Consider the following 24,357-nt stretch of genomic DNA (forward strand, 5'->3'; position numbering starts at 1 on the left):
CGCGGTAGAGATGGATTTCGCGGCTGCGAGGGCCCGGGGAGCGACGTTTTCCATCCCTCGGGCCGTGCCAGCGCTTCGGGGAGATGGATTTCGCGGCTGCGAGGGTCCGGGGAGCAGCGAAATCCATCTCCTGGGAAGTCTCTGCGAGGAACTCAGGGCACCGTTGGTCCGGGACCCGGTGGACGGATTCGGATCCTGATCCGCGACGGATCCGGATCCGCGAACCGCACCGGGGCCGGATCCGCGGGCAAGGCGGGATCCGAGAGGCTCGGGATCCGGAATCCGGACGGGTCAGGATCCCGGGACGGACACCGGCCGGGTCTTCGCGCGATACGTCTCGCGGAGGAACTCCCCGGCCGGCTTGCCGTACGGGCAGTAGTCGTCGTTCGTGCCGGCCTCGGCGAGCGGATACAGCCGCGGGGGCCAGTCCCACAGCATGAACCCGCGCATCCACGGACGGCGGTCGCAGGCGTCGACCATGGCCTGGTAGTAGCGCAGCTGCTCCGCTCCCGACGGTGCCCCGGGCAGGCTCCAGTCGTTCGGCTTGTCGGGCGATCCCTCGCGGGACGGGCAGCCGGCCTCCATGAAGAAGAACGGCTTGCCGTGCTGCTGCACCACTCGCTCGATGCGATCGAGCTCGGCGTCCCAGCGGTCGATCGGGTAGTACCCGCTCGAGGTGATCACGTCCACCGCGTCCCACCAGGCGACGTGATCCTCCTGGTACTTGTCGCAGTTGTACGCGACGACGCCCGAGTACACCTCGCGCACGGCGGCCACCAGCGCCCGCCACTCGGCCTCGCGGCCGTCGGCGCGCACCATCTCGCAGCCGATGCAGAGCATCTCGCACCCCTCGGCCTCGGCGATCCGGGCGGCGTGCAGGATGAACTCGGTGTACGCGGCGAACCACTCGCCCCAGCTCGGCTCGCCGGGCACGTCCCAGTCGAAGAAGCCGATGTAGGCGCGCCAGGTGCCGTCGCTGACGTTGACGACCGGCTTCAGGCACACCTTCAGTCCGTGCGCCTTGGCCTCCCGGATCGCCCAGACGATCTCGTCCTCGGTCACCGTCGGGGCCTGATCCCACGGCATGGTCACCGACTGCGCGGTCTCCTGCTCGACGGCGTACGCGATCGCCGTCCAGTTCACGCCTTGCTCGGCCATGAGCCGCATCGACTCGGCGGCCTCGGGCGTCGCCCAGGTGCCGCGCACGCCGGTCCAGCCCCAGGTCATCCCCGCGACATACGGATCCAGCACCGCGTTCGAGGAGCGATGCTGGTCGCTTCCGGCCCCGTTCGGCAGCACACTTCGCTCCTCGAACGGGGTCATCGGGCCACCAGCTCGTTCGCGGTGCGGATCACGCGCGGATCCGTCAGCAGCTGCGGGTCCAAGTCGGCGCGATGACGCACCCGGAACACGGCCGTCTCCCCGGGCAGGAGCGTCACGAGGCCATGCTCGGTGACCGCGTCGGGATCCGCCTTGTCGACGAGCAGCGTCAGGTCGCGCAGCAGCGTGGTCGCCGTGATCCGCACCTCGCTGCCCCCGTCCACGGAGCGGGTCTCGGCCGTGTACCCCGCCACCGGGAGCCCCGAGTCGCGCGGTTCGGCGAAGTACCGGAAGCCGCGCTCGACGGGGACGGATCCGCCCGGCACGTCGGCGACCAGCAGCTCCGCCGCGGGATCCCCCGGCACCGCGACCGACGCGTCGAGCGGGACCGTGAGGGATCCGCGCGCGGGCACCGACACGGGCACGGTCTGCGCCGCGAGCTCAGTGCCGTCGAACGCGAGCCGACGGACCACCAGCGAGCCCGCCCACGCCGCGCCGGTGTCGTTTCCGAGCACGGCGGCGAGGCCCTCGCCGCGCGGCTGGATCGACACGACGCGCGGCGCGAACGCGGCCTTGAGCGCGTACCAGAGCGGCTTCAGCCGCTCATCGCCGTCGATCGCGGCCCACGAGGTGACCGGCCAGCAGTCGTTGAGCTGCCAGACGACCGCGCCCGCGTTGTGCGGGGCGAGGGAGCGGAAGTGGTCGAGCGCGAACCGCACGGCGTGCGCCTGGTTCAGCTGCATCGCCCAGTGCCAGTCCTCCATGGCCGTCGGCACCCGGAAGTGCGGCAGCAGCCCGGTGGTGAGCTTGACGTTGCCCTCCATCGCCTTCTGATGCACGACCATGCCCGGGGATTCGGGGGTGAGCGGGCTGTCCGAGACCGACCGCACGAGCGTCGACCAGGCCGGCGGGCCCTGCCAGCCGAACTCCGCCACGAACCGCGGGCGGTGCTCGGCGTAGGTCGGGTAGTCGCGGCGGTTCCACTGCTCCCACAGGTGCATGGTGCCGTGCGGCTCGGCGTTCGGGTGCGGCGTCGAGCCGTCGGCCTGGGCTGGGCTGAAGGGACTGCCCGGGCTGTACGGCACGTGCGGGGCGAGCTCGCCGACGAGCCGCGGGAACAGCTCGTGGTAGTAGTACGCGCCCCAGCTGGCGCCGTCGAGGTACTGCTTCCACCCCCAGTCCTCGTGCCCCCAGAGGTTCTCGTTGTTTCCGGTGAGCAGCACGAGCGAGGCGTGGTCGGCCAGGCGCACGATGTTCTCCCGCGCCTCGGCCTCGATCTCGCTGCGCAGCGGCTCCTCCTCGGGATACGCGGCGCACGCGAACAGGAAGTCCTGCCAGGTCAGCAGGCCCAGCTCGTCGCACAGCTCGTAGAAGTCGTCGGACTCGTAGATCCCGCCGCCCCACACCCGGATCAGGTTGAGGTTCGCCGCGAGCGCCTGCCGCAGCCGCCGCTCGTAGCGGGCGCGGTCGACCCGCACCGGCAGCGCGTCGTCGGGGATCCAGTTCACGCCCTTCACGTAGACGGGCTGACCGTTCACGACGAGCGTGAACGGCGTGCCGTCGGCGTCGGGGCGGGTGTCCCACTCGACCGTGCGGAAGCCGACGCGGCGCACGACCGCATCCAGGTCGCCGCGCACGTGCGGCGGCTCCTCGCGGATCGACACGAGCACGTCGTACAGCGGCTGGTCGCCGTAGCCGGCCGGCCACCAGCGCTCCAGGCCCGCCGCCTCCACGGCGACGACGGCGGTGTCGGATCCTGCGGGCACCAGGGCCTCGCCACGGGATCCCCCGAGGGTCGCGGTCACGGCGAAGGCGCTCGGCGCGTCCGCCGAGGAGCGCTCGACGCGCACCGCGGCCTCCACCCGCCCACCGCCGACCGTGGGGGTCGCCGCGATCCGCACCTCGGCGAGGCGCGCGATCGACCACGACTCCAGCCGCACCGGGCGCCAGATCCCGCTCGTGTACGTCGCGATCCCCCAGTCCCAGCCGAAGTTCGCGGCCGACTTGCGGATCGCCTCGTACGGCAGCGGGTAGGGCCGCGGCCGTGCACCGAGCTCGAGGCTCTGCGCGTTCGCGTACCGGATCGGGGAGCGGAACGCCACCTCGAGCACGTTCTCGCCCTCGACCAGCGCCGCCCTCGCGTCGACGCGGTACGCGCGGTGCTGGTTCGCGGCCTCCAGGACGACGCGGCCGTTGAGCCGGACCGTCGCCACCGTGTCGAGGCCGTCGAAGACGAGGTCGTGGCGCTCGTGACCGTCCGGCGACCACGTGAACCGCGTCTCGTACGTCCAGTCGACGAGGCCGATCCAGGCGAGCAGCGCCTCGTTGTCGTCGAGGTACGGATCTGGGATCAGGCCGGCGGCGAGCAGATCGGTGTGCACGCAGCCGGGCACGGTCGCGTCGACGGATCCGTCGCCCAGCGCGTCGCGGAGGTGGTCCGGGACGGGGCCGTCGGCCGCGCGCAGCCGCCAGCCCTCGTGCAGCTCGCGCCTGTGCGTGCGCATCGGGCCGGACTCCACGACGGTGCCGGCGAGTTCGGGGGTCAGGGTCATTTCACGGCTCCCGCCATCAGGCCACGGTAGATCCACTTCTGCAGCAAGAGGAAGGCGATCAGCGACGGGATGATCACCAGCAGGGTGCCCGCCGAGATCACCTCCCACTGGGTGTTCGTCGCGCTCTTGAAGTTGTAGAGCGTCGTCGACACCATGCCCTCGCTGGGCAGGTAGAGGAACGGTGTGTAGAACTCGTTGTAGATGCCGATGCCCTTGATGATGACCACGGTCGCGATCGCGGGCTTGAGCAGCGGCAGGATGATCCGCCAGTAGATCGTCCACCGGTTCGCGCCGTCGAGCATCGCGGCCTCGTCGAGCGACTCCGGGATCGACTGCATGAACTGGATGAACAGGTAGATCGCGATGATGTCGGTGCCCGTGAACATCAGGATCAGGGCGCCCTTGGTGTCGTACAGGCCGAGCCCGTTGATGAGCTGGAACGTCGCGACCTGGCTGGTCACGGACGGCACCAGGGTGGCGATCATGAACAGAGCCGTGACCAGGCCCTTGCCCCGGAACCGGAACCGGTCCAGCGCGTAGGCGGCCATGGATCCGATGAAGATCGTGCCGACGAGGGAGACGGACAGCACGATCGCCGTGTTCACGAAGCCCTCGAGCATGTTGCCCTTGACGAAGGCGGTGACGAAGTTGCCGAGGTTGAACCAGTTCTGCGGCGGTGTGAGCGCGCTCGTGCGGTGATACTCGATGGTGCCCTTGAAGCTCGCGAACAGGATCGCGACCATCGGCAGCAGGGTGCAGAACGCGGCGAGCAGCAGGCTCACGTACTTGGCGGTCTTCGCGCTTGCTCCGCGGAAGCGGATCCAGGCGAGGCTGGGCGTGCGGCGCCCGTCCGCACGGCGGGATGCGAGAGTGCTCATGCGAGATCCACCTTCTCGTCGGGGAAGAGCTTGCGTTGGATCCAAGTGACCAGCAGCACGATCACGAGGAGGACGACCGCCATCGCGGAGGCGAGGCCGACGTGCGTGTACACGAACGCCGTCTGCACGGTCTTGATGACGAAGGTCGTGGTGCCGTTCGCGCCGCCGGTCATGATGAACGGCGTCTCGAAGGCGGCCAGCGATCCGGAGATCCCGAGGATGAGGCTCAGCCCCACCACCCGCCGGATGCCAGGGAAGACGATGGCCCAGAACTGCTGCCACTTGCTCGCGCCGTCCAGGTCCGCCGCCTCGAACAGCTCGGCGGGGATGGACTGGATCGCGCCGAGGAAGAGCACGAAGTTGAGGCCCGTGTAGCGCCAGACCGAGGTGCTCGCCAGCGACCAGTTCGCGATCGACGGATCGCCCAGCCACTGCGGCGGGTGAGTGACGCCGAACCAGCTGAACACGATGTCGAGCGATCCGCCCTGCTGGAACACGTACTGGAACATGAACGCGATCGCGACGCCGTTGATGAGGTACGGGAAGAACAGCACGCCGCGGAACAGGTTCGAGAACCGGGTCGAGAAGCTCAGGATCGAGGCGAAGTACAGGGCCAGGGCCATCTGCACGAACGTCGCGAGGAAGTAGTAGACGCTGACCAGGAACACCCGGAAGATGTCGGGGTTCGTGAACACCTGGACGTAGTTGTCCAGGCCGATGAAGGTCTTGTTCTGGTCGAACCCGTCCCAGCTGGTGAGGCTGTAGTAGATCAGGTTGACGGCCGGCCAGTAGGTCAGCAGCAGGAGCAGGCCGAGCGCGGCGGCCAGGAAGAACCACGGGGTGAGCCGGGTCAGGATCCGCCGACGCCCCGTGGGCTCCGGGCGCCGCACGAATGCGCGGCGCCCGGAGACGGCAGGGATGGCGGAGGTGCTCGCCGGCGCGGTGCTCGGTGTCGAGATCGCCATGAGATGTCCTCCGGGATGTGGATCGGATCGGTTACTTGACCAGCTGCTTGACCGCGGCGCTCCACTTGGTGTTGAGCTCGGCGAAGTAGCCGTCCTTGGTGCCGTCGGCCGCACCGCGTGCGATGTCGACGAGCTTCTGGCGGTACACCTGGCCGTAGAGGTCGATCTGGGCCTGATTGGCGACGTCGCTGAGCAGGCTCTCCTTGCCCTTGGGCGCCGCGGCCGGCTCGATGAGCTTCACGCCCGCGTCGGAGAGGCCGGTGAGGTTGGCCGGCAGCGGGGAGTCCTTCAGCGTGGAGACCATGCCCTGGCTCTTCGTGTAGTCGCTCTTCTCGGTGAACCAGGTGATCCACGCCATCGCGGCCGCCTTCGCGGTGGAGTGCTTGCTGATGCCGTAGGCGTAGTCGCCCGCGTTCGTGGCGTACTGCACGCCCTTCACGTTGGCGGGGAACGCCATGTACCCGATGTCGTCGGCGGAGGCGCCGGCCTTCACCGCGGCGGCCTGCATCTGCGAGACGGCCCAGGATCCGAGCACCATCGCGCCGATCTTGCCGGCGCCGAGCTGGGTCTTGGATCCCTCCCAGTCGGTGGACAGCGGGTCCGGCTCGGTGAGCTTGTCGTGCACCGAGTCGAACAGCAGCGAGTCGATCGCGTAGATGTCGGTGCCCTCGGTCCACGGCTTCGGGTTCTCGGCCATGTGGATCGCGGCGTCGGGGTCGTCCGTGATCGCACCGAGACTGCCCATGCCCTGGGACAGCGGCCAGCCGTCCTTGTAGTTGGTGTAGAGCGGGATCGCGTCGGTCTTGCTCTTGATGAGCTTGAGGTCGTCGAGCCACTCCGTCTCGGTCGTCGGCAGCTTCGTGATGCCGGCCTTCTCCCAGACCTTCTTGTTGTAGACGATGCCGTTCGCGTTGCCGCCGGACACGATGCCGTACTGGGTGCCGCCGTACGAGGCCTGCGCCGTGTAGCGGTACTTGCCGCTGTAGTCCGTGGTCTTGCCGAGCGGCTCGAAGAACTGCGCGAGCTGGCTGGGCTTCACGGCGGCGGGGATCGCCAGGACGTCGCCGTACTTGGTGCCGTTCAGGCGGGTCTTGATCGCGTTCTCGTAGTCGTTGACGCCCTCGAACTTCACGGTCACGTCGGGGTAGGCCTTGTTGAACTCGGCCGCGTACTTCTTGAAGGTGCCGTCCGAGACGAGGTCGGTGCGCTGGGTGAGGACGGTGATCGTGCCCGTGGGCTTGCCGGTGATCGAGTTGGCCGCGCTGCCGCTGGACGAGCAGCCGCTGAGCGCGATCGCGGCGACGGCGACGGTCGCGGCGAGGGCGATTGCCTTCTTTGCCATGGTGACTCCTGTCGGGTTCTTCCTTGAACGAGTGGGTTCGTCGGTGAAACGGGGGTTTCGGGGGTGGTGCTGCGTGGTCCCGTAAGATTAAGCGCATAATCTCCGAGAGCGCAAGCCCTATGTCAACGCTGTCTTGCGGGCCTCGATCCGGGATCGAATCGTTTGATACAGCTCTCGACCTGGGTTTTCCCACCCGTGAACGCCGGGCCGGGAGCCACCGCTGTCCGAGAAATGTCCTTCGATGGACACCCGCGGTCGAGATTGCTAGGCTCGCCGATCAACCCCGCCCCGCACCGCTGATCCTCCGCTCGTCCCCTCTCTCAAGGAGCCCGATGGCCATCCAGTCCCGTGCCACGCTCGACGACGTCGCGCGTCTCGCGGGGGTCAGCGCGAAGACCGTCTCGCGGGTCTACGCGAACCGCGACCTGGTATCGCCCGAGACCGTCGAGCGGGTGCTGAGCGCCGCCGAGCGTCTGCGCTTCCGGCCCAACACCCTCGCGCGCAACCTGCGCCGGGGCGGATCGACCCAGACGATCGCGTTCGTCATGGGCGAGCTGGGCAACCCGTTCTACTACCGGGTCGCCGCGGGCATCGAACAGGAGATCGCGCCGCACGGCTACGCGCTCGTCGTCGCGACGACCGACGACACCGCCGACGGCGAGAAGCGCGTCGCCGACGCCCTGCTCCAGCAGCGCGTGGACGCGCTGCTGATCATCCCGGTCGCGGACGATCAGTCGCACCTCGAGGGCGAGCGACACCTGGGCACGCCGGTCATCGCGATCGACCGCCCCGCACGCAACCTCGTCGCCGACTCGGTCGTGCTGGAGAACCACCGCGGCGCCTATGAGGCCACCACGCACCTGCTCGCCCGCGGCCATCGCCGCATCGCCTACGCCTGCAACCCGGCCGCCGTGTACACGCAGGCGGAGCGGCTGCGCGGCTACCGCGAGGCGATGGCCTCCGCCGGCATCGCCGAGACCGCTCGGTGGGAGCGCCTGGTCGACGATCGCGAGGCGGATGCCGAGGCCGTCGTCGCATCCCTGCTGGAGCTCGACGACGCGCCCACCGCGATCCTGACCGGCAACAACCGGATGACGATCGGCGCCGTGCGGGCTCTGCGCGGGCGCGCGGATCCGCCGCCTGCGCTGATCGGCTTCGACGACTTCGACACCGCCGACGTGCTGGGCGTCAGCGTCGTCGCGTACGATCCGGTCGAGCTCGGCCGGCAGGCGGCCCGGCTGGCGCTCGAGCGGATCGGCTCCCCGACCGGCTTCACGCAGCAGGTGCGACTGCCCACCTGGCTCATCGAGCGCGGCACCGGCGAGCGGCCGGCGCCGCCGCCCGCTGACGCCGACCCGTCCGCAGACCCCCGACCCGCCGCAACCCCCGACCCTCCGCAGGAGAGCCCGCATGACCACTGATCTGATCGTCCTGGAGGCGCACGGCGCCTCCGTCGTCATCGACACCGCAGGACCGGGCCTGCCGGCGGTGCTGCACTGGGGCGCGCCGCTCGGCGCGGGCCTGGCGCATGACGCGGCGGCGCTGCGCGCCGCGCTGAGCCGGCAGACGCCGCCGGCCACGCTCGACGCCGCGTGGGAGGCGACCCTCTCCCCGCAGGAGGCGGAGGGCTGGTCCGGCCGACCCGGAATGCAGCTGCGCCTCGACGGCGTGCAGCTGCGCCCACGGTGGCGCGTCGAGACGTCCGCCGCCCCGGCACCGGAGCGACCCGGCACCTCCACGACCGCACCCGAATCGGCACCGGCACCGACACCGAGCGCCTTCGAGACGACCGCGGTGGACGATGCGAGCGGGCTGCGGCTCACCGTGCGGATCGGACTCGAAGCGGGCGGCGTCGTGCGCGTCGAACAGGCGCTGCGACACGAGGGCACGGCCGGGCGCATCGAGGTCGACTGGCTGGAGAGCACCCTGCCCGTGCCCACCACCGCCGATCACCTGCTCACCTTCGACGGACGCTGGACGCGCGAGAAGCGCCCCGTCGTCACCGCGATGCCGGCCGGATCCGTCGTGCGGCAGTCCCGCCGCGGGCGGCCGGGACACGACGCGCCGGCGCTCTTCGCCGCCTCCGTCGGCGCCCCGCGGTTCACCGACGGGCCGGTCTGGGCCGCGCACGTCGCGTGGTCCGCGGACGTCACCTATCGCGTGGACCGGATCACCGACGCCCTCACCCAGCTCGGGGGCGGCGAGCTGCTGCGGCCGGGCGAGGTCGTGCTCGAGCCCGGGCAGGACCTCTCCGCACCCGATGTGCTGTTCGCATATTCCGCGAACGGCATGGATGGCGTCGCTGCGGCCTTCCACACCTGGCTGCGCGCGCGTCCCGGCCATCCCGCGTCCGCGCGGCCGTTCGTGCTGAACACCTGGGAGGCGGTCTACTTCGACCACGACCCGGCCCGTGTCACGGCCCTCGCCGAGCGGGCCGCCGCCGTGGGGGTGGAACGCTTCGTGCTCGACGACGGCTGGTTCGCCGGCCGCCGGGACGACACCACCAGCCTCGGCGACTGGGTGGTCGACCGCACGATGTGGCCGGAGGGGCTGACGCCCCTCGCCGCGCGGGTGCACGAGCTCGGCATGCAGTTCGGACTGTGGTTCGAGCCCGAGATGGTGAGCCTCGACTCCGACCTGGCGCGCAGCCACCCGGACTGGCTGCTGCACGATCCGCGGCACCTGCAGCACGACCCCCGGCTGTCCTGGCGGACCCAGTTCGTGCTGGATCTCGCGAACCCAGGCGCGTACGCGCACGTGCTCGGACAGATCTCCGCCCTCGTCGGCGAGCTCGGCATCGACTTCATCAAGTGGGACCACAACCGCGATCTCGTGGAGAGCGTGCACGACGGCCGGCCGGGCGTGCACGCGCAGACCCTCGCGCTGTACCGGCTGCTCGACGAGCTGCATGCCCGGCACCCGCGCCTCGAGATCGAGTCGTGCTCCTCGGGCGGGGCGCGCACGGATCTCGGGATCCTGCAGCACACCGAGCGGGTCTGGGGCAGCGACTCGAACGATCCGGTGGAGCGGCAGGACATCCATCGCTGGACCGGTCTGCTGCTGCCACCCGAGCTCGTCGGCGCGCACGTCGGCCCCGCCGAGTCGCACAGCTCGGGTCGGGTCACCCCGCTGTCGTACCGGATGGCGACGAGCCTGATGGGCTCGGCCGGCCTGGAGTGGAACATCCTGGACTGCTCAGCCGAGGAGACCGAGGCGATCGCCGCCTTCGGCCGGCTGTACAAGGAGCTGCGGCCGATCGCGCACACGGGGCGCACCGTGCATCCCGTGCTGCGGGATCCCGCCTGGCGGGTCACGGGGTTCGTCGCGCCCGCGCAGGAGGCAGCCGTCGTCGTGGTGGCCACGGTGGCGAGCCTCGAGGACGCCCGCGCCGAGCGGCTGCGGATCCCTGGCCTCGACCCGCTGCGTCGCTACCGGGTGCGGGTGCGCCGCGAGATCGGCGCGGCCGCCTACGGCTGGATCGCGCCCGGCTGGTTCACGGCCGGGGAGGTCGAGCTTCCCGGAGCGGTGCTCGCGGAGCTCGGGCTGCAGCTGCCCACGCTGTGGCCGGTGCAGGCCTTCGTGCTGCACGTCGAGGCCGTCTGATCCACCCCGTGCTGATCGGCCCCGCGCTCATCGGGCCTATGCTGATCGGCCCCGTGCTGATCTGCCGTGTGGTCGCCCGGTCCCCCTCCCCCAGGAGAGGAACCGGGCCGTCTCTCAGCGCCAGGTGTCGTCGAGCGTCATGGTGCCGCCCGATCCGGTGGTGACGCTGCGGTTCGGGTCGCTCTCCCAGGTGACGTTGCCTGATGCGTCCTTGCGGATGTACTTGTACTCGATCGTGGTCGAGCCGGGCAGCGTCACCGCGCCGGTCCAGGTGCCGTCGCCCGTGTCGGTCAGCGGGATCGCCGCGTCCGGGCTCCAGTTGCCGAGGGCGGGCACGCCGCCCACGATGTACGCGGTCTGACCAGGGTCGAGCGTCGCGTGCAGCGTCACGGAGGCGTCGACGGTCGCCCCGGCGTTCCAGCCGTCGTTGAACGCGAGGGCTCCGTCGGCCGGCACCGTCGCGGTCCGGTTGGGGCGCGACTCCCACTCGACCGCGCCGTCCGCCGACACCTTCGCGTACTTGTACTCGAACGAGGTGCCCGCGGGGATCGCGGCCGAGCCGTGCCACACCGGGTAGGACGCCGAGGACAGCACGAGGCCCTTCGCCGGGTCCCACGAGCCGAGCGCGGGATCGCTGCCGACCACGACGAGCTTCTGCCCCGCGTCGACCGAGGTGTACGCGGTGAAGGCGACCGAGGGCGCCGGCGCTGCCGTGGCCTTCGAGACCAGCGCATCCTTCGAGATGGCCAGGGCGGACAGGCCGGGGACGGTCGTGGCGAGGGATCCGTCGGCCGCGACCGTGACGGACGGCCCGGTGCAGTGGTTGCCCACGACGTGGCCGGTGACGAGGTTGCAGTACTCGCCCGCGGCCAGGCCGGTGTCGAACGTGCGGGTGAGCGAGGCGCTCTCCTTGTTCACCACGACGTAGCCGGCGCCCTCGCGGGCGAACGCGATCGCGTCGGATCCGTCGCTCCACCAGCGCGTCACCGCGGTGCCGGCCGTCGTGTTGCGGAAGCCCACCATGCCCACGGTCGAAGCGGCGCGGTCCTGGCACAGCCAGCCGCCGACGCCCGACGTCGCGGTGTTGCACGCCACCGGCAGCACGTTGCCGTCGGCGTCGGATGCCGGGCCCGCGTCGGTGCTGGTGAAGTGGTAGCTCGACAGCACGAGCGGGTGCCCGTACGGCCATGCCAGCTCGAACACGGTCGCGAGGTCGTTCAGCGCGCCGTCCTTGTAGGTGACGGATCCGCCCGACGTGTCCCGCTCGGTGTCGTGGCTGTCGGTGTAGACGACCGAGGTGTCGGAGGCGTTGAAGCCCCACGCCTCGCCGAAGAGGTTGAGCCAGGAGAGGGATCCGGTCTTGAAGACACGCGAGATCTGCGTGCCGTAGCGGTCCTCGATGACGCTGCCGACCGGCAGGTACTCGCTCTTCTGGATCGGGCCGCCGTCGAGCACCTCCTGGTAGATGTACGCGGGGCGGGAGAGCTTCGCGGTGATCGCCTGCAGGTCGGTCGCCGGGATGTGCTTCGCGGCGTCGAAGCGGAACCCGTCGACGCCGAGCGCGAGCAGCGAGTTCAGGTAGCCGGCGAGCTTCGTCTGCACGGTCGGCTTCTCGGTGGCCAGGTCCGACAGGCCCAGCAGCTGGCAGTTCTGGATCTCCCAGCGGTCGTTCCAGTTCGCGATGTCGTCGTCGCCGTTGCGACCGCAGTGGTGGAAGTCGTCGTAGCCGTACAGGCCCGGGTAGTCGTAGTAGCCGTACGTCGAGCCGTCGCTGCCGACGCCGCCGTCCTTCTGCCCGCTCATGTGGTTGAGCACGGCGTCGACGTAGACGCGCACGCCCGCCCTGTGGCAGGAGTCGACCATCTGCGCGAACTCGGTGGGGCTGCCGTACCGGCTCTGCAGCGAGTACGACACCGGCTGGTACGCCTGCCACCAGGGGTAGCCCTGATCCTTGAGCTCGACATGCGCCTGCGGCGGGGAGACCTGCACCGCCCCGTAGCCGTCCGGCCCGAGCACGTGCTTGCACTCCTCGGCGACCGACTTCCACGGCCACTGGAACAGGTGGGCGGTCACGTCCTTCGTCGCGGGACCCGCGCCGGCGGGGGCGGATCCGGCCGAGGCGGCGGGGGTCGTGCCGGCGGCCGCGGCGGGGGCCGCCAGGGCGGGCGAGGCGATCAGCGCGACGGCCACGATCGCCGTCGCGAGTCTGCGGGGGAAGAGTGTCATCGTCGACTCCTTGAGGGGGCGCGTCGAGCACGCGCGGCCGAGCACGAAGCTAGCACCGCATCCGGCCGTTGTGCAAGCGCTTCCATGAAACGGTACGCCCGGGTCCGGAGATCCGGATCCATCCCAGTACAACAGGCATGGCCGCTCTGCAAGCGTTTCCACCTTGCCGGGCCGAGAGCTGGCTGTCCCGTCGAGTCGGGGCGGCGCCGATCAGCGCGCGGCCGGAGCAGGACCGGTCGAACCGCGCGGGGCCAGAGCCGGGGTGGCGTCGAGGAAGGCGCCCGCGGATCCCTCGTCGATCACCTGGAAGAGCCGTCGGGCGACGTGCGCGCCGAAGCTCACCACGTCGTGGCTGAGCGAGGTGAGCTGAGGGTAGGTGTGCTGGCACAGCACGGAGTCGTCCCAGGCGATGATCGAGAGGTCGTCCGGCACCCTGATGCCGAGCTGCGCGACCGCGCTGAGCGCGGCGACCGCCATGATGTCGTTGTCGTAGATGAGCGCGGTCGGCGCGTGCGGCGCCGCGAGCGCCGCGCGGGTGACCGCGACGCCCTGGCCGGCCGTGAAGTCGGTGTTCAGCACGATCGGATCCGCTCCGAGGGCGCGCATCTCGTCGAGGAAGGCCTCGGTGCGCAGCTGCGTGTGCGCGAGGTCGACGAGCCCGGTGACGCGGGCGATGCGGCGGTGCCCGAGCCCGACCAGGTGCTGCACGGCCTGGCGCGCGGCGGCGGCATCGTCCGTGCCGACCGAGGCGAGCCCTCCGGCCACACTGGGGTGACCGACGACGATCGCCGGGAACCCGGGATTCTTCTCCAGGTAGGCGATGCGCGGATCCTCTTCGCGCACGTCGGTCACGATCACGCCGTCGACCCGGCGGGCGTTGCGCCAGGTCCGCAGAGTCTTCAGCTCCTGCGCGATGTCCGGCACGATCTGCAGCAGCAGGCCGTAGTCGCGCAGAGAGAGCTCGCTCTCGATCCCGGCGAGGAACTGCATGTAGAACGACTCGACGCCGAGGTTGCCGGGATCGCGGGCGAGCGCGAGCCCGATCGTGTGCGTCTTGGCGCCGGCGAGCGCACGCGCGGCGCTGGTCGGCGCCCAGCCCAGTTCGTCGGCGATCGCGAGGATCCGGGCCCTGGTCGTCTCCGAGACGCCCTTGCGCCCGTTCAGCGCGAACGACACCGCGGCGGAGGAGACCCCGGCGCGCGCGGCGATGTCGTCGACGGTGACCGCGCGCTTCGCCTGCTTGCCGATACCCACGTCTGCACCCTATCGGCCACGGGAGGGCCAGGGATCGATGGGCCCCTGCGCCGCCAGCGCCGGGCCGATCCCGCCGATCATCCGCCGGCGAACCGGGGCCGTCGCTGCGAGGCCGCCGACGTACGCGGGCCCCGAGAAGCCGGCAGCCGTCGCTTCATGCCATCGAAATGGTATTCTGATGGCATGAGAGCGACCATGGACAAGGCAGGGCGGATCGTGATCCCTGCAGCGCTCCGCGAGCGGCTCGGCATGACGCCGGGACCGGTGGATCTGATCATGGACGGAACGGGGATCCGGATCGAGATGCAGACCCACGACAACGTCGTCCGAGACGAGGACGGCCGGCTCGTCATCACGGGTGGACCCGTGATGACGGCTGACGACATCCGGGAACTGCGCCTTGCCGACCAGCGCTGACCTGCTCCTCGACACCAGCGCCGCGCTCGCCCTTCTGCGCGACGTGGACCCCGCGCACCTCGCCGTCGCCGGTCTGACCCGGACGCTGACGCTGGGGCTCGCCGGCCATGCGCTCGTCGAGACGTTCTCGGTGCTGACCCGTCTCCCCGGATCCGCCCGGATCCGGCCCGACCGGGCTGCGGAGCTCATCGAAGAGACCTTCCCCGCGTCGGTCGCCCTCCCGGAGGCAGACGCGCTGCACGCCGCGCGGACATTCGCCGACGCGCGGATCGCCGGGGGATCCGTCTACGACGGCCTGGTCGGCCTGGCGGCCAAGGCTGCGGGCACCACGCTGCTCTCCTGCGACCGCCGCGCACTGCCCACGTATGCGGCGATCGGCGTCGATGTCCGGCTGATCTGACCCGCGCGGCGAACGGGCCCGGGCCGCCCCGCGTCGAAACCCGCGAAACGCCGCCTCTAAACTGGTTTCCATGTCCAAGGTCCTGCAGTCCCTGCCCGTCGGCGAGCGCGTCGGCATCGCCTTCTCGGGAGGGCTCGACACCTCCGTGGCCGTCGCGTGGATGCGCGACAAGGGCGCCGTGCCGTACACCTACACCGGCGACCTCGGCCAGCCCGACGAGGACGACATCGACGCGATCCCCGGCCGCGCGCTCGAGTACGGCGCCGAGGCCTCCCGACTGATCGACTGCAAGACCGCGCTCGTCGAGCAGGGCCTCGGGGCTCTCGCCTGCGGCGCGTTCCACATCCGCTCCGGCGGCAAGACCTACTTCAACACCACACCGCTCGGGCGTGCCGTCACCGGCACCCTGCTCGTGCGCGCCATGAAGGAGGACGGCGTCGACATCTGGGGCGACGGCTCCACCTACAAGGGCAACGACATCGAGCGGTTCTACCGCTACGGCCTGCTCGCGAACCCGCGGCTGCGCGTGTACAAGCCGTGGCTCGACGCCGACTTCGTCACCGAGCTCGGGGGACGTGCGGAGATGAGCGAATGGCTCGTCGCGCACGGCTTCCCCTACCGAGACTCCGCCGAGAAGGCGTATTCGACCGACGCCAACGTCTGGGGCGCCACGCACGAGGCGAAGACCCTCGAGCACCTGGACGTGTCGCTCGAGACCGTCGATCCGATCATGGGCGTGAAGTACTGGGATCCGTCCGTCGCGATCGAGACCGAGGACGTCACGGTCACCTTCGAGAGGGGGCGTCCCGTCGCGCTCAACGGCGTCGAGTACACGGATCCGGTCGAGCTGGTGTTCGAGGCGAACCGGATCGGCGGCCGCCACGGCCTCGGCATGAGCGACCAGATCGAGAACCGCATCATCGAGGCGAAGTCCCGCGGCATCTACGAGGCGCCCGGCATGGCGCTGCTGTTCATCGCCTATGAGCGCCTCGTGAACGGGATCCTGAACGAGGACACCCTCGCGACCTACCACGAGCAGGGCCGGCGCCTGGGCCGCCTGATGTACGAGGGCCGCTGGCTCGAGCCGCAGTCGCTGATGCTGCGCGAGTCGATCCAGCGCTGGGTCGGATCCACGATCTCCGGCACCGTCACGATCCGGCTGCGCCGCGGCGACGACTGGACGATCCTCGACACCGTCTCGCCGAACCTGTCCTACGGCCCCGAGAAGCTGTCGATGGAGCGCGTGGGCGACGCCGCCTTCGGTCCGGTCGACCGGATCGGCCAGCTCACGATGCGCAACCTCGACATCGCCGACTCGCGCGCCCGCCTCGAGCAGTACGCGGGGCTGGGTCTGGTCGGCGGCGCGACGGGTGAGCTCGTCGGCCGGGTGACCGCGGGCGAGTCGGCCGAGATCGCCAGTGCGGTCGAGGGCACCACGCTCGCCGAGACCGAGGAGGCCCTCGCCGACGCCGTGGACGCGGCCAGCGAGGGCGCCGCGTTCGACTCCGGCACCGACTGACCCGGACGCGCCTTCCCGCAGCTTATGGTCTGGTTGGAAAAGGTATTAGCTTATTTTGCTAGGAAATAAGCGATTCCCTTTTTCGCAGGGTCGCCGTCAACTGGGGGCTCCGGCTGCTCCTCGGCTGATCCCGCTGCGGCGGAGCCGGCTGACCCGCGGACCCGGTCATTCCGCGGAGTAGGCCAGCCGTGCGATCGCCTGGGAGAACCGCACGCGGAAGGGGCCGAGATCGGCGCGGTCTCGGCGGGGATGCACGCGGTTGGTGAGCAGCGTCACCGCGACGTCGCGTTCGGGCTGCACCCAGAACATCGTGCCGGTGAATCCGGTGTGCCCGATCGCGTGCACGTCGCCGAGGAAGCCGGGATCCGCGATCCGCAGACCCAGGGAGTGCGCGAACGGCGCCGGGACGGCGGGCGGCGGAGCGGCGGTCGTCGCGAGCGTCCAGCCCCGCGGGCCGAGCAGCCGGTCGTCCCGGTAGCTCTCCGCGAAGGCGAGGACCTCGTCGACCGGGGCGAAGATCCCGGCGTTCGCGACCGCGCCGCCGAGCGACCAGGCGAGCTCGTCGTGCACCGATCCCTGGACGAGCCCGCGGCCGAGGGAGGACGCGTCCTCCTCGGTGGCGACCGCCCCGGCGGAGTCGACGGGCCCGTAGCCGGTGCGGCGCAGGCCGAGCGGCTCTGTCACGAGGGTGCGCACGAGGTCCGGCAGCGCGACCCCGGTCAGCGCCTCCGCGACCGCGCCGGCCGCGATGAACCCGACGCAGGAGTAGCGGAACACCGCGCCGGGCGCGCTCTCCAGCGGCGTCGACAGCACCCGCCGCCGCAACTCGGAGGCGGCGATGCTGCGGTCCTTCCAGAGGAGCTGCTCGGCAGGGAATCCGGCGGTGTGCGTGAGCAGCATCCGCATCGTGATCCGCTCGTGCCCGCCTCCCGAGCCGACCGGGAGGATCTCCGCGACGGGAGCATCCGGATCGAGCCGTCCGTCGTCGACGAGTCGCAGGATCGCGGCGCCCGCGTACGCCTTCGTCATCGAGGCCAGGTCGAAGAGGCTGTCGGTCGTCGTCGGCGTCGGGTCGTCGAGCCCGTGCCGGCCCACGACCGCGAGGGCGCGCGCGTCGCCGATCCGCACCCCTGCGGCTCCCGCCGTGTACAGCCCGTTCCGCGCGCCCTCCTCGAGCAGCGCGGCGAGCGTCTCGCTCAGCGCCGTCATCGCCCGGCCCGAGCGCGGTGTGCTGTCATGGACCGACTCTACGAGACGCGCATTCCGCTAACTTGCACAGACTTGTGCAAGTTGCGCGTATACTGGTCCTCATGACCGATGCTTCCGCGCCCCGCCGTCCGCGTCGTGACGCCGTCGAGAACCGGGCGGGGATCCTCGCCGCGGCCTCGCAGACCCTCGCACTGGATCCGCACGCCTCCGTCGACCAGATCGCCCGCGCCGCCGGCCTCAGCCGGCGCGCCCTGTACGGGCACTTCGACGACCGCACGGCGCTCGTACGCGAGCTGATCCGATCCGGAGCGCAGCGGTTCAACGCGATCGCGCAGCAGGTCGACGACGCCGACAGCCGGGTCGCGCTGGCGCGGCTCACCGCGGATCTCTGGCGCGAGGCCGCGCACGTGCAGGTGGCCGCGGCGATAGCGCTGGACGAGGCGCACGTCGAGGAGACGGCCGAGGCCCTCGCCCCGCTCCGCCGCAGGCTCGCCGCGATCGTCCGCCGCGGGCAGGACGACGGCGAGCTGCGCCAGGACATGACGGCGCAGACCCTCGCCCGCCTCATCGAGGAGAGCGCGCGCACCGTGGTCACGCGCACCGACGCCTCCTCCCCTGTCGCGGGCGGCATCGCCGTGCGCGCCGTGCTCAGCATCGCCGGGCTGTCCTGGCGGGAGACGGATGCGCTCCTCGCCGATCACCCCGAGCTGGCGGCGGCGGGCCCGGCCGATACGCTGGCCACGATTCCCGCCGAGGAGGACCGCGCATGAGGATCGCAGTGCACGAGGTCAGCAAGGGCAAGAAGGGGCAGGCGCTCCCGCCGACCTCCTTGGAGATCGAGACCGGGCACGCGCGCTTCGTACTGGCCGAGACGGAGCTGCGGCCGACCGTGCTGGGCCTGATCGCCACGGGCCGAATGCGCCCTGACTCCGGCGAGGTGACGATCGACGGCGCGAGGAACGCCAAAGAGCTGCGCCGCCGCATGGCGCTCGTCGACGCGCCGGAGGTCAGCGACCCGCACCCCGGCGTCACCCTCGCCGGCGTGGTCGGCGAGGAGCTGATGTTCGCCGGGCTCCCGGCCTCGCCGCTGCACGCCCGGCGCTGGCTCGAGCAGATCGGCTTCGCCGAGCTCGCCGGCCGGCCGATCGGCACGGTCAAGCCGTCCGTGCGCGTGCGGGTGATGGCGGAGCTGGCCGTGCTGCGCGACGACATCGAGGGCTTCGTCCTGGTGTCTCCGGACCGCCACGGCGGACGCCCCGAGGGCTGGTGGCGGATCGCCACCGAGTTCGCCGATCGCGGCTTCGCCGTGCTCGTGATCGTCGGCGGTTCCGCCGCCGCCGTGATCGAGCGCCTCCCCGAGGCTCTCGAGACCGACTACCCCTCCAACGCGACGGTCCCCGTGCGCCCGCTCGCGGACTTCACCGGCTCCACCGCGGTGATGCCCGTGCCGGCGGAGGACGAACCGCTCACGGACGTCGTCGACCGCGAGACGGAACGCGGGGGCGACTCGATCGTCGAGCCAGCCGACCGCGAGACGGAACGCGGCGGCGGGACGGCGCAAGACGCAACGGCGCCGGACGACACGGCACCGGACGACGCGGCACCGGCGGCGGAAGGCGACATCGCGGGCCCTGACCACGCGGGTCCCGACCGCACGGACCCCGCCCACGCAGGCGATCCGGCGCCCGATGACGGCCCTCGAGCCGAGCGCAGCGATGGCTCCCCGCATCGCGGAGCGGATCCGGACGCAGACCCGGCGGCGGCCCCGGCCCCGAACCCGGACCCGGACCCGTCCGCAGAGACCGAAGACACGAACGGAGCAGAGCGATGAAGGTCCCCGCGATGATCGCGGCCGAACTCCGCCGGCTGACCGCGACCCCGATGGCCGTGATCGCCCTGATCGCGCTGATGTGCGTGCCGATCCTGTACGGCGGCCTGTACCTGTGGGCGAATCAGGATCCCTACGGCAAGTTCACCGAGGTCCCGGTCGGGCTCGTCGTCAGCGACGCCGGGGCGACGACGAACGGCACCACGACGAACTATGGAGAGAAGGTGGCCGACAACCTCGTCGAGGGTCACGCTTTCGACTGGCAGCGGATGAGCGCCGACGGCGCCCGCGCCGCCCTCAAGAACGGCGATGTCGACTTCACCGTGACGATCCCGACGACGTTCTCCGCGGCGTTGCTGTCGGCCTCGGGCACGACGCCGCACCAGGCCAGGATCGAGCTCGAGACGAACGACGCGAACAACTACCTCGCGTCGTCGATCGGTTCGGGCGCCGTCGAGAAGATCCGGCGCTCGGTCGCCGAGATGGTCGGACAGGAGGCGGCGGAGAAGCTGCTGACCGCGCTCAGCGATGTCCGCGACAAGCTGTCCGAGGCGACCGACGGAGCGAGCAAGCTGCTCGACGGCGCGAACAGCGCGGTGGCCGGCAGCGGGCAGCTCGCCGACGGCACGGCCCAGCTCGCCGACGGCGCCGCCCAGCTCGCGAACGGCACGCAGCAGCTCGCCGACGGATCCCAGCAGCTCGCCGACGGCGCGGCGACCCTGGCGGACGGTGCGCAGCGGGTGAGCGACGGCAACCGGCAGCTCGCCGGATACGCGGACCAGGCCGGATCCCTCGTGCAGCAGGCGACCGACACTCTGCCGCAGGCGCGCAGCGACATCGCCACCGCGCTCGCGAATCGGGGCATGTCGCAGGCCGACATCGACGCGGTGCTCGCGAAGCTGGATCCGCTCGCCGACAAGCTGCGCGACGGCAACGACACCGTGCAGGGGGCGGTCGGCAAGATCGACCAGCTCGCCGACGGCAGCGCACAGGTCGCCTCCGGCAGCGCGACCCTCGCGGACAAGTCGCAGCAGCTCGCCGACGGCGCGAAGACCGCGGCGTCGGGCGCCGCCGCGCTGAGCACGGGTGCGGCGAGCGCGCGCGACGGCGCGAAGAGCCTGCATGACGGCCTCGGCACCCTCGCCACCGGCATCGGCACGCTGCGCGACGGCCTCAACAGCGGCGTCGACGCGATCCCCTCCTCCACCCCCGAGCTGCGCGAGCAGCAGGCGAAGACGATCGCGAACCCGGTCGACGTGGGAAGCGGAAAGGTCGCCGCCGCGAAGGACTACGGCCAGGGCCTGGCGCCGTTCTTCGCCGCGCTGGCCGGCTGGATCGGCATCTACGCGCTGTTCCTGATCATCAAGCCCATCTCGCGGCGCGCGGTCACCGCGCTGCACTCGCCGATCCGGATCACGCTGGCCGGCTGGCTCACCCCGGCGGCCTTCGGGGCGCTGCAGATGGTCGGGCTGCTCGGGGTGCTCGCGTGGGCGCTCGGGTTCACCTTCCAGAACGGCTGGGGCGCGCTCGGGATCATGGTGCTCGCCTCGGCGACGTACGCCGCGATCATCCTCGCGCTGAACGTCTGGCTGGGATCGGTCGGCCAGTTCATGGGCCTCGTGCTGATGGTGCTGCAGCTGGTCACCGCGGGCGGCACCTTCCCGTGGCAGACGCTGCCCGGACCGCTCGCCGCACTGCACCACGTGCTGCCCATGGGCTACGTCGTCGACGCGATGCGCCAGCTCATGTACGGCGGGCAGGTGTCGCGCGCACTGGCCGACATCGCCGTGCTCGGCACCTGGCTCGTGGGCGCGCTGCTGCTCGCGATGATCGGCGTGACCCGGATGACGCACACGCGCACCCTGCGCGACCTGCAGCCCAGCCTGATCGGGTAGCCGCGAGCCTGCCGCCACGGCCCCGGCACACTTCGGCGGCCGACCGTTCTCAGGACGATCTGCCCGACCGCGCCGTTGCGCGCGTGTCTTTCCGGGCTTCTCGAAAAATCGTCCTGAGAACGGTCAGGGCCCGGGGCCGCCACCGGAAGACGCGCCGCGACCCCCGGCGCGCGGCGCTAGGATGCGAGGACGTTTCACTGGGGAGACGCGATCCTCGGGATCGTGAGACTCCGTGCCACCCGAAGGAGCAGCGATGTCGTCAGTCGCACCCGGCAAGCCCCGCCGACGCGTGGGGCGCATCATCGGACGCACGGCGTACGGGCTCGTCGCGGGGATCCTGGTCCTCGCCACCGCAGCCGCCCTGGTCCTGGTGTGGACCGTGCAGCGGTCCTTCCCGCAGACCTCGGGCGAGCTCGCGCTGAAGGGCCTGCAGGCCCAGGTCACCGTGCAGCGCGACGACCGCGGGATCCCGACGGTCAGCGCCGACAACACCCACGACCTGTTCTTCGCCCAGGGCTTCGTGCACGCGCAGGACCGGTTCTGGGAGATGGACTTCCGCCGGCACGTCACCAGCGGTCGCGTCGCCGAGCTGTTCGGCGCCTCGCAGGTGGGCACCGACGAATTCCTGCGCACGCTGGACTGGCACGGCATCGCCGAGAAGGAGGTCGCGGCGATGGACGCGACCACCCGCGGCTACTACCAGGCATACGCGGACGGCGTGAACGCGTACCTCGCGGACCACAGGGGCGCGGAGGCGTCCTTGGAATATGCCGTGCTCGGCATGAGCAACTCCGACTACGAGATCGAGCCGTGGACGCCCGCCGACTCCGTCGCCTGGCTGAAGGCTATGGCCTGGGATCTGCGCGACAACATCGAGGGCGAGACCACGCGCGCCCTGCTCGCCCCGGCGGTCGACACCGCGACCATGAACGAGATCTACCCCGCGTACCCCTTCGCCACGAACCCGGTGATCGTGCCGACGATCACGCCGATGACGCAGAGCGAGGGCGGTAAGGGGGCGGACGCGGCAGCGCGCACCTCGAGCCCGGGCTCCGCCGACTACAGATCCGGATCCGGAGCCGATCCGACCGCACCCTCGGGCGGCGGCCCCGCGCCGGCAGCCGTGCGATGGACCACCGCTCCCAGCACCCTGGCCGCGGTGCAGACGCTCCTCGGCAACCCCGGTGAGGGCATCGGATCCAATTCGTGGGTGGTGTCCGGATCCCTCACCGCGAGCGGCAAGCCCCTGCTCGCCAACGACCCGCACCTCGGCGCGGCGCTGCCCTCGGTCTGGTATCAGATGCAGCTGCGCTGCCGCACGGTGACCAAGGCCTGCCCGTTCGACGTCGCCGGATTCTCCTTCTCCGGACTGCCGAGCATCGTGATCGGGCACAACGCCGACATCGCGTGGGGTTTCACGAACCTCACCACCGACGTCACGGACCTCTACGTCGAGAAGGTCGACGGCGACAAGTACTGGCGCGACGGGAAGCTCGAGCCGCTGACCACGCGCACCGAGACGATCAAGGTCGCCGGATCCCGGGACATCCGTCTCACCGTCCGGTCCACCGCGCACGGCCCGATCGTGTCCGGACTGACCGACGGCTTCACCGCGCTCGCGAAGACTCCGATCGTGGGATCGGCCGCGCCGGCTTCGCCGGGGGGAGAGACCGGAGTCGCCCCCGACGCCGCCACCGCTGCGCTGCCGGGGCAGTACGCCGTCAGCCTGCGCTGGACGGCCCTGGATCCTGGCACGACCTCGACCGCGATCTTCGCCATGAACACGGCGAACGATTTCGCGGGATTCCGGCACGCTGCGTCGCTCTTCGACGTGCCGGCGCAGAATCTGATCTACGCCGACACGAAGGGGAACATCGGCTATCAGACGCCGGGCCGGCTGCCGATCCGCGGCGCGGGCAACGGCTACTTCCCGCAGCCCGGCTGGTCGAGCGCGTACGACTGGACCGGCTACATCCCCTTCGACCAGCTGCCGGTCTCGTACAACCCCGACGACGGCTACATCGTCACGGCGAACAACGCGATCGTGCCGGACAGCTATCCGTACTTCCTCTCCAAGGACTGGGACTACGGCTACCGGGCAGCGCGCATCACGGAACTGATCCAGCGCACCGCGAAGCAGCACCCGCTCACCGCGCAGGACATGCGCGACATCCAGTTCGACCAGCAGAGCTGGATCGGCAAGCAGCTCTCCGGCGCGTTCACCAAGGTCCCGCTGCACGGGGCCGGCGTGAAGCGGGCCGTCGCGATGCTGACCTCCTGGGACGCGCAGGCCACAGCCGACTCCCCCGCTGCGGCGTATGCGAACGTGCTCTGGCAGAACCTCGCGAGGAACATCTTCCAGAACCGCGAGACGCCCCTGCCCATGGACGGACAGGGCCGCCTGTTCACGGTCGTCGGCGCGATGCTCGACAAGCCGGACGATCCGCTCTGGACCAACCCCCGGATCGGCGTCTCCGGGCGTGACGAGATGCTCGCGCTGTCGGCGGAGCAGGCATACGACGAGCTGGTGAAGGCGCAGGGCTCCGACCAGAGCCGGTGGAACTGGGGCGACCTGCACGCGATCACCCTCACCCAGCAGACGCTGGGCAAGAGCGGCATCGCGCCGATCGAGTGGCTGTTCAACCGCGGCCCGTACCCGGTCGGCGGCGGATCATCCCTGGTCGACGCCACGGGCTGGCAGCTCGGCGACTCGTACGCGACGACAACCGTGCCGTCGATGCGGATGGTGGTCGACCTGTCGAACCTCGACCACTCGAGCTGGATCCACCTCACCGGCGCCAGCGGGCACGCCTTCAGCCCGCACTACACGGACCAGACCGACGACTGGCGGCAGGGGCTGCAGAAGCCGTGGCCGTTCACGAAGGAGGCCGTCGACGCCGCCACGGTCGACACCCTGACGCTCACCCCCGCCGCCTGAACGGGCGCGGA

The 24,357-nt window shown here is 70.9% G+C and carries 17 protein-coding genes; 9 read left to right on the forward strand and 8 right to left on the reverse strand.

Annotated elements, in window-relative coordinates; translation table 11 throughout:
- Positions 1–291: 291 nt before the first annotated feature.
- The 5 genes from ACTJJZ_RS08925 to ACTJJZ_RS08945 are packed head-to-tail and all read right to left on the reverse strand — an operon-like array spanning position 292 to position 7,057.
- The gene (locus tag ACTJJZ_RS08925) at positions 292–1,323 is read right to left on the reverse strand and encodes a glycoside hydrolase family 113 (protein WP_440720829.1); all 1,032 of its coding nucleotides are present in this window, start codon (positions 1,321–1,323) and stop codon (positions 292–294) included.
- Positions 1,320–3,872: a glycoside hydrolase family 2 protein gene (locus tag ACTJJZ_RS08930; protein ID WP_440720830.1), complete on the reverse strand. Its 2,553-nt coding sequence runs from the start codon at positions 3,870–3,872 to the stop codon at positions 1,320–1,322. Before ACTJJZ_RS08930 ends, ACTJJZ_RS08925 begins: the two co-directional genes overlap by 4 nt.
- Positions 3,869–4,750 (reverse strand): carbohydrate ABC transporter permease, encoded by an 882-nt coding sequence (locus ACTJJZ_RS08935; protein ID WP_440720831.1) that lies wholly within the window; start codon positions 4,748–4,750, stop codon positions 3,869–3,871. Before ACTJJZ_RS08935 ends, ACTJJZ_RS08930 begins: the two co-directional genes overlap by 4 nt.
- Entirely contained in the window at positions 4,747–5,715 is a 969-nt protein-coding gene (locus tag ACTJJZ_RS08940) for a carbohydrate ABC transporter permease (protein ID WP_440720832.1), read from the reverse strand. Before ACTJJZ_RS08940 ends, ACTJJZ_RS08935 begins: the two co-directional genes overlap by 4 nt.
- A 31-nt stretch (positions 5,716–5,746) precedes the next feature.
- Positions 5,747–7,057 (reverse strand): ABC transporter substrate-binding protein, encoded by a 1,311-nt coding sequence (locus ACTJJZ_RS08945; RefSeq protein ID WP_440720833.1) that lies wholly within the window; start codon positions 7,055–7,057, stop codon positions 5,747–5,749.
- Between the two features lie 332 nt (positions 7,058–7,389).
- Here ACTJJZ_RS08945 and ACTJJZ_RS08950 point away from each other — a divergent pair, with 332 nt between their 5' ends.
- A complete protein-coding gene (locus ACTJJZ_RS08950; protein ID WP_440720834.1) occupies positions 7,390–8,478 on the forward strand; it encodes a LacI family DNA-binding transcriptional regulator in 1,089 nt (362 codons plus the stop codon).
- Positions 8,468–10,660 (forward strand): alpha-galactosidase, encoded by a 2,193-nt coding sequence (locus ACTJJZ_RS08955; protein WP_440720835.1) that lies wholly within the window; start codon positions 8,468–8,470, stop codon positions 10,658–10,660. Before ACTJJZ_RS08950 ends, ACTJJZ_RS08955 begins: the two co-directional genes overlap by 11 nt.
- Positions 10,661–10,774: 114 nt before the next feature.
- On the opposite strand, the gene ACTJJZ_RS08960 is transcribed toward ACTJJZ_RS08955, so the two are convergent.
- Both ACTJJZ_RS08960 and ACTJJZ_RS08965 read right to left on the reverse strand, forming a co-directional pair.
- Positions 10,775–12,886: a carbohydrate-binding module family 20 domain-containing protein gene (locus ACTJJZ_RS08960; RefSeq protein ID WP_440720836.1), complete on the reverse strand. Its 2,112-nt coding sequence runs from the start codon at positions 12,884–12,886 to the stop codon at positions 10,775–10,777.
- A 210-nt stretch (positions 12,887–13,096) separates the two neighbouring features.
- Positions 13,097–14,140, reverse strand: a complete 1,044-nt coding sequence (locus ACTJJZ_RS08965; protein WP_440720837.1) for a LacI family DNA-binding transcriptional regulator — start codon at positions 14,138–14,140, stop codon at positions 13,097–13,099.
- 183 nt (positions 14,141–14,323) lie between these two features.
- Between ACTJJZ_RS08965 and ACTJJZ_RS08970 the strand changes: the two genes are divergently transcribed.
- From ACTJJZ_RS08970 to argG, 3 genes are all read left to right on the forward strand, one after another.
- Positions 14,324–14,557, forward strand: a complete 234-nt coding sequence (locus ACTJJZ_RS08970) for an AbrB/MazE/SpoVT family DNA-binding domain-containing protein (RefSeq protein WP_440720838.1) — start codon at positions 14,324–14,326, stop codon at positions 14,555–14,557.
- Positions 14,541–14,957: a PIN domain-containing protein gene (locus ACTJJZ_RS08975; protein ID WP_440720839.1), complete on the forward strand. Its 417-nt coding sequence runs from the start codon at positions 14,541–14,543 to the stop codon at positions 14,955–14,957. Before ACTJJZ_RS08970 ends, ACTJJZ_RS08975 begins: the two co-directional genes overlap by 17 nt.
- Positions 14,958–15,027: 70 nt before the next feature.
- Positions 15,028–16,476, forward strand: a complete 1,449-nt coding sequence (gene argG, locus ACTJJZ_RS08980; RefSeq protein ID WP_440720840.1) for an argininosuccinate synthase — start codon at positions 15,028–15,030, stop codon at positions 16,474–16,476.
- Between the two features lie 165 nt (positions 16,477–16,641).
- Here the strand turns inward: argG and ACTJJZ_RS08985 are convergent, their stop codons facing one another.
- Positions 16,642–17,685: a serine hydrolase domain-containing protein gene (locus ACTJJZ_RS08985; protein WP_440720841.1), complete on the reverse strand. Its 1,044-nt coding sequence runs from the start codon at positions 17,683–17,685 to the stop codon at positions 16,642–16,644.
- A 101-nt stretch (positions 17,686–17,786) separates the two neighbouring features.
- On the opposite strand from ACTJJZ_RS08985, the gene ACTJJZ_RS08990 reads away from it, so the two are divergent.
- The 4 genes from ACTJJZ_RS08990 to ACTJJZ_RS09005 all read left to right on the forward strand — a co-directional run bounded on the left by ACTJJZ_RS08990 (position 17,787) and on the right by ACTJJZ_RS09005 (position 24,346).
- Complete coding sequence (locus ACTJJZ_RS08990) at positions 17,787–18,455, forward strand: TetR/AcrR family transcriptional regulator (RefSeq protein WP_440720842.1); 669 nt, start codon at positions 17,787–17,789, stop codon at positions 18,453–18,455.
- Complete coding sequence (locus ACTJJZ_RS08995; protein ID WP_440720843.1) at positions 18,452–19,516, forward strand: hypothetical protein; 1,065 nt, start codon at positions 18,452–18,454, stop codon at positions 19,514–19,516. Before ACTJJZ_RS08990 ends, ACTJJZ_RS08995 begins: the two co-directional genes overlap by 4 nt.
- Positions 19,513–21,408: a YhgE/Pip family protein gene (locus ACTJJZ_RS09000; protein ID WP_440720844.1), complete on the forward strand. Its 1,896-nt coding sequence runs from the start codon at positions 19,513–19,515 to the stop codon at positions 21,406–21,408. Before ACTJJZ_RS08995 ends, ACTJJZ_RS09000 begins: the two co-directional genes overlap by 4 nt.
- A 253-nt stretch (positions 21,409–21,661) precedes the next feature.
- Positions 21,662–24,346, forward strand: coding sequence for a penicillin acylase family protein (locus tag ACTJJZ_RS09005; protein WP_440720845.1), 2,685 nt, complete (start codon positions 21,662–21,664; stop codon positions 24,344–24,346).
- The last annotated feature ends 11 nt before the right edge of the window (positions 24,347–24,357 follow it).

It is taken from the genome of Microbacterium sp. 22242 (assembly GCF_052045495.1).
Classification (GTDB): domain Bacteria; phylum Actinomycetota; class Actinomycetes; order Actinomycetales; family Microbacteriaceae; genus Microbacterium.

Bases quoted from the DNA above. Each gene is read 5' to 3' on its own strand.
- ACTJJZ_RS09000 (WP_440720844.1), top strand. From the start codon at position 19,513: ATGAAGGTCCCCGCGATGATCGCGGCCGAACTCCGCCGGCTGACCGCG.
- ACTJJZ_RS08940 (WP_440720832.1), bottom strand. From the start codon at position 5,715: ATGGCGATCTCGACACCGAGCACCGCGCCGGCGAGCACCTCCGCCATC.
- ACTJJZ_RS08930 (WP_440720830.1), bottom strand. From the start codon at position 3,872: ATGACCCTGACCCCCGAACTCGCCGGCACCGTCGTGGAGTCCGGCCCG.
- ACTJJZ_RS08955 (WP_440720835.1), top strand. From the start codon at position 8,468: ATGACCACTGATCTGATCGTCCTGGAGGCGCACGGCGCCTCCGTCGTC.
- ACTJJZ_RS08935 (WP_440720831.1), bottom strand. From the start codon at position 4,750: ATGAGCACTCTCGCATCCCGCCGTGCGGACGGGCGCCGCACGCCCAGC.
- ACTJJZ_RS08945 (WP_440720833.1), bottom strand. From the start codon at position 7,057: ATGGCAAAGAAGGCAATCGCCCTCGCCGCGACCGTCGCCGTCGCCGCG.
- ACTJJZ_RS08925 (WP_440720829.1), bottom strand. From the start codon at position 1,323: ATGACCCCGTTCGAGGAGCGAAGTGTGCTGCCGAACGGGGCCGGAAGC.
- ACTJJZ_RS08990 (WP_440720842.1), top strand. From the start codon at position 17,787: ATGACCGATGCTTCCGCGCCCCGCCGTCCGCGTCGTGACGCCGTCGAG.
- ACTJJZ_RS09005 (WP_440720845.1), top strand. From the start codon at position 21,662: ATGTCGTCAGTCGCACCCGGCAAGCCCCGCCGACGCGTGGGGCGCATC.
- ACTJJZ_RS08995 (WP_440720843.1), top strand. From the start codon at position 18,452: ATGAGGATCGCAGTGCACGAGGTCAGCAAGGGCAAGAAGGGGCAGGCG.
- ACTJJZ_RS08950 (WP_440720834.1), top strand. From the start codon at position 7,390: ATGGCCATCCAGTCCCGTGCCACGCTCGACGACGTCGCGCGTCTCGCG.
- ACTJJZ_RS08960 (WP_440720836.1), bottom strand. From the start codon at position 12,886: ATGACACTCTTCCCCCGCAGACTCGCGACGGCGATCGTGGCCGTCGCG.
- argG (WP_440720840.1), top strand. From the start codon at position 15,028: ATGTCCAAGGTCCTGCAGTCCCTGCCCGTCGGCGAGCGCGTCGGCATC.
- ACTJJZ_RS08985 (WP_440720841.1), bottom strand. From the start codon at position 17,685: ATGACGGCGCTGAGCGAGACGCTCGCCGCGCTGCTCGAGGAGGGCGCG.
- ACTJJZ_RS08970 (WP_440720838.1), top strand. From the start codon at position 14,324: ATGAGAGCGACCATGGACAAGGCAGGGCGGATCGTGATCCCTGCAGCG.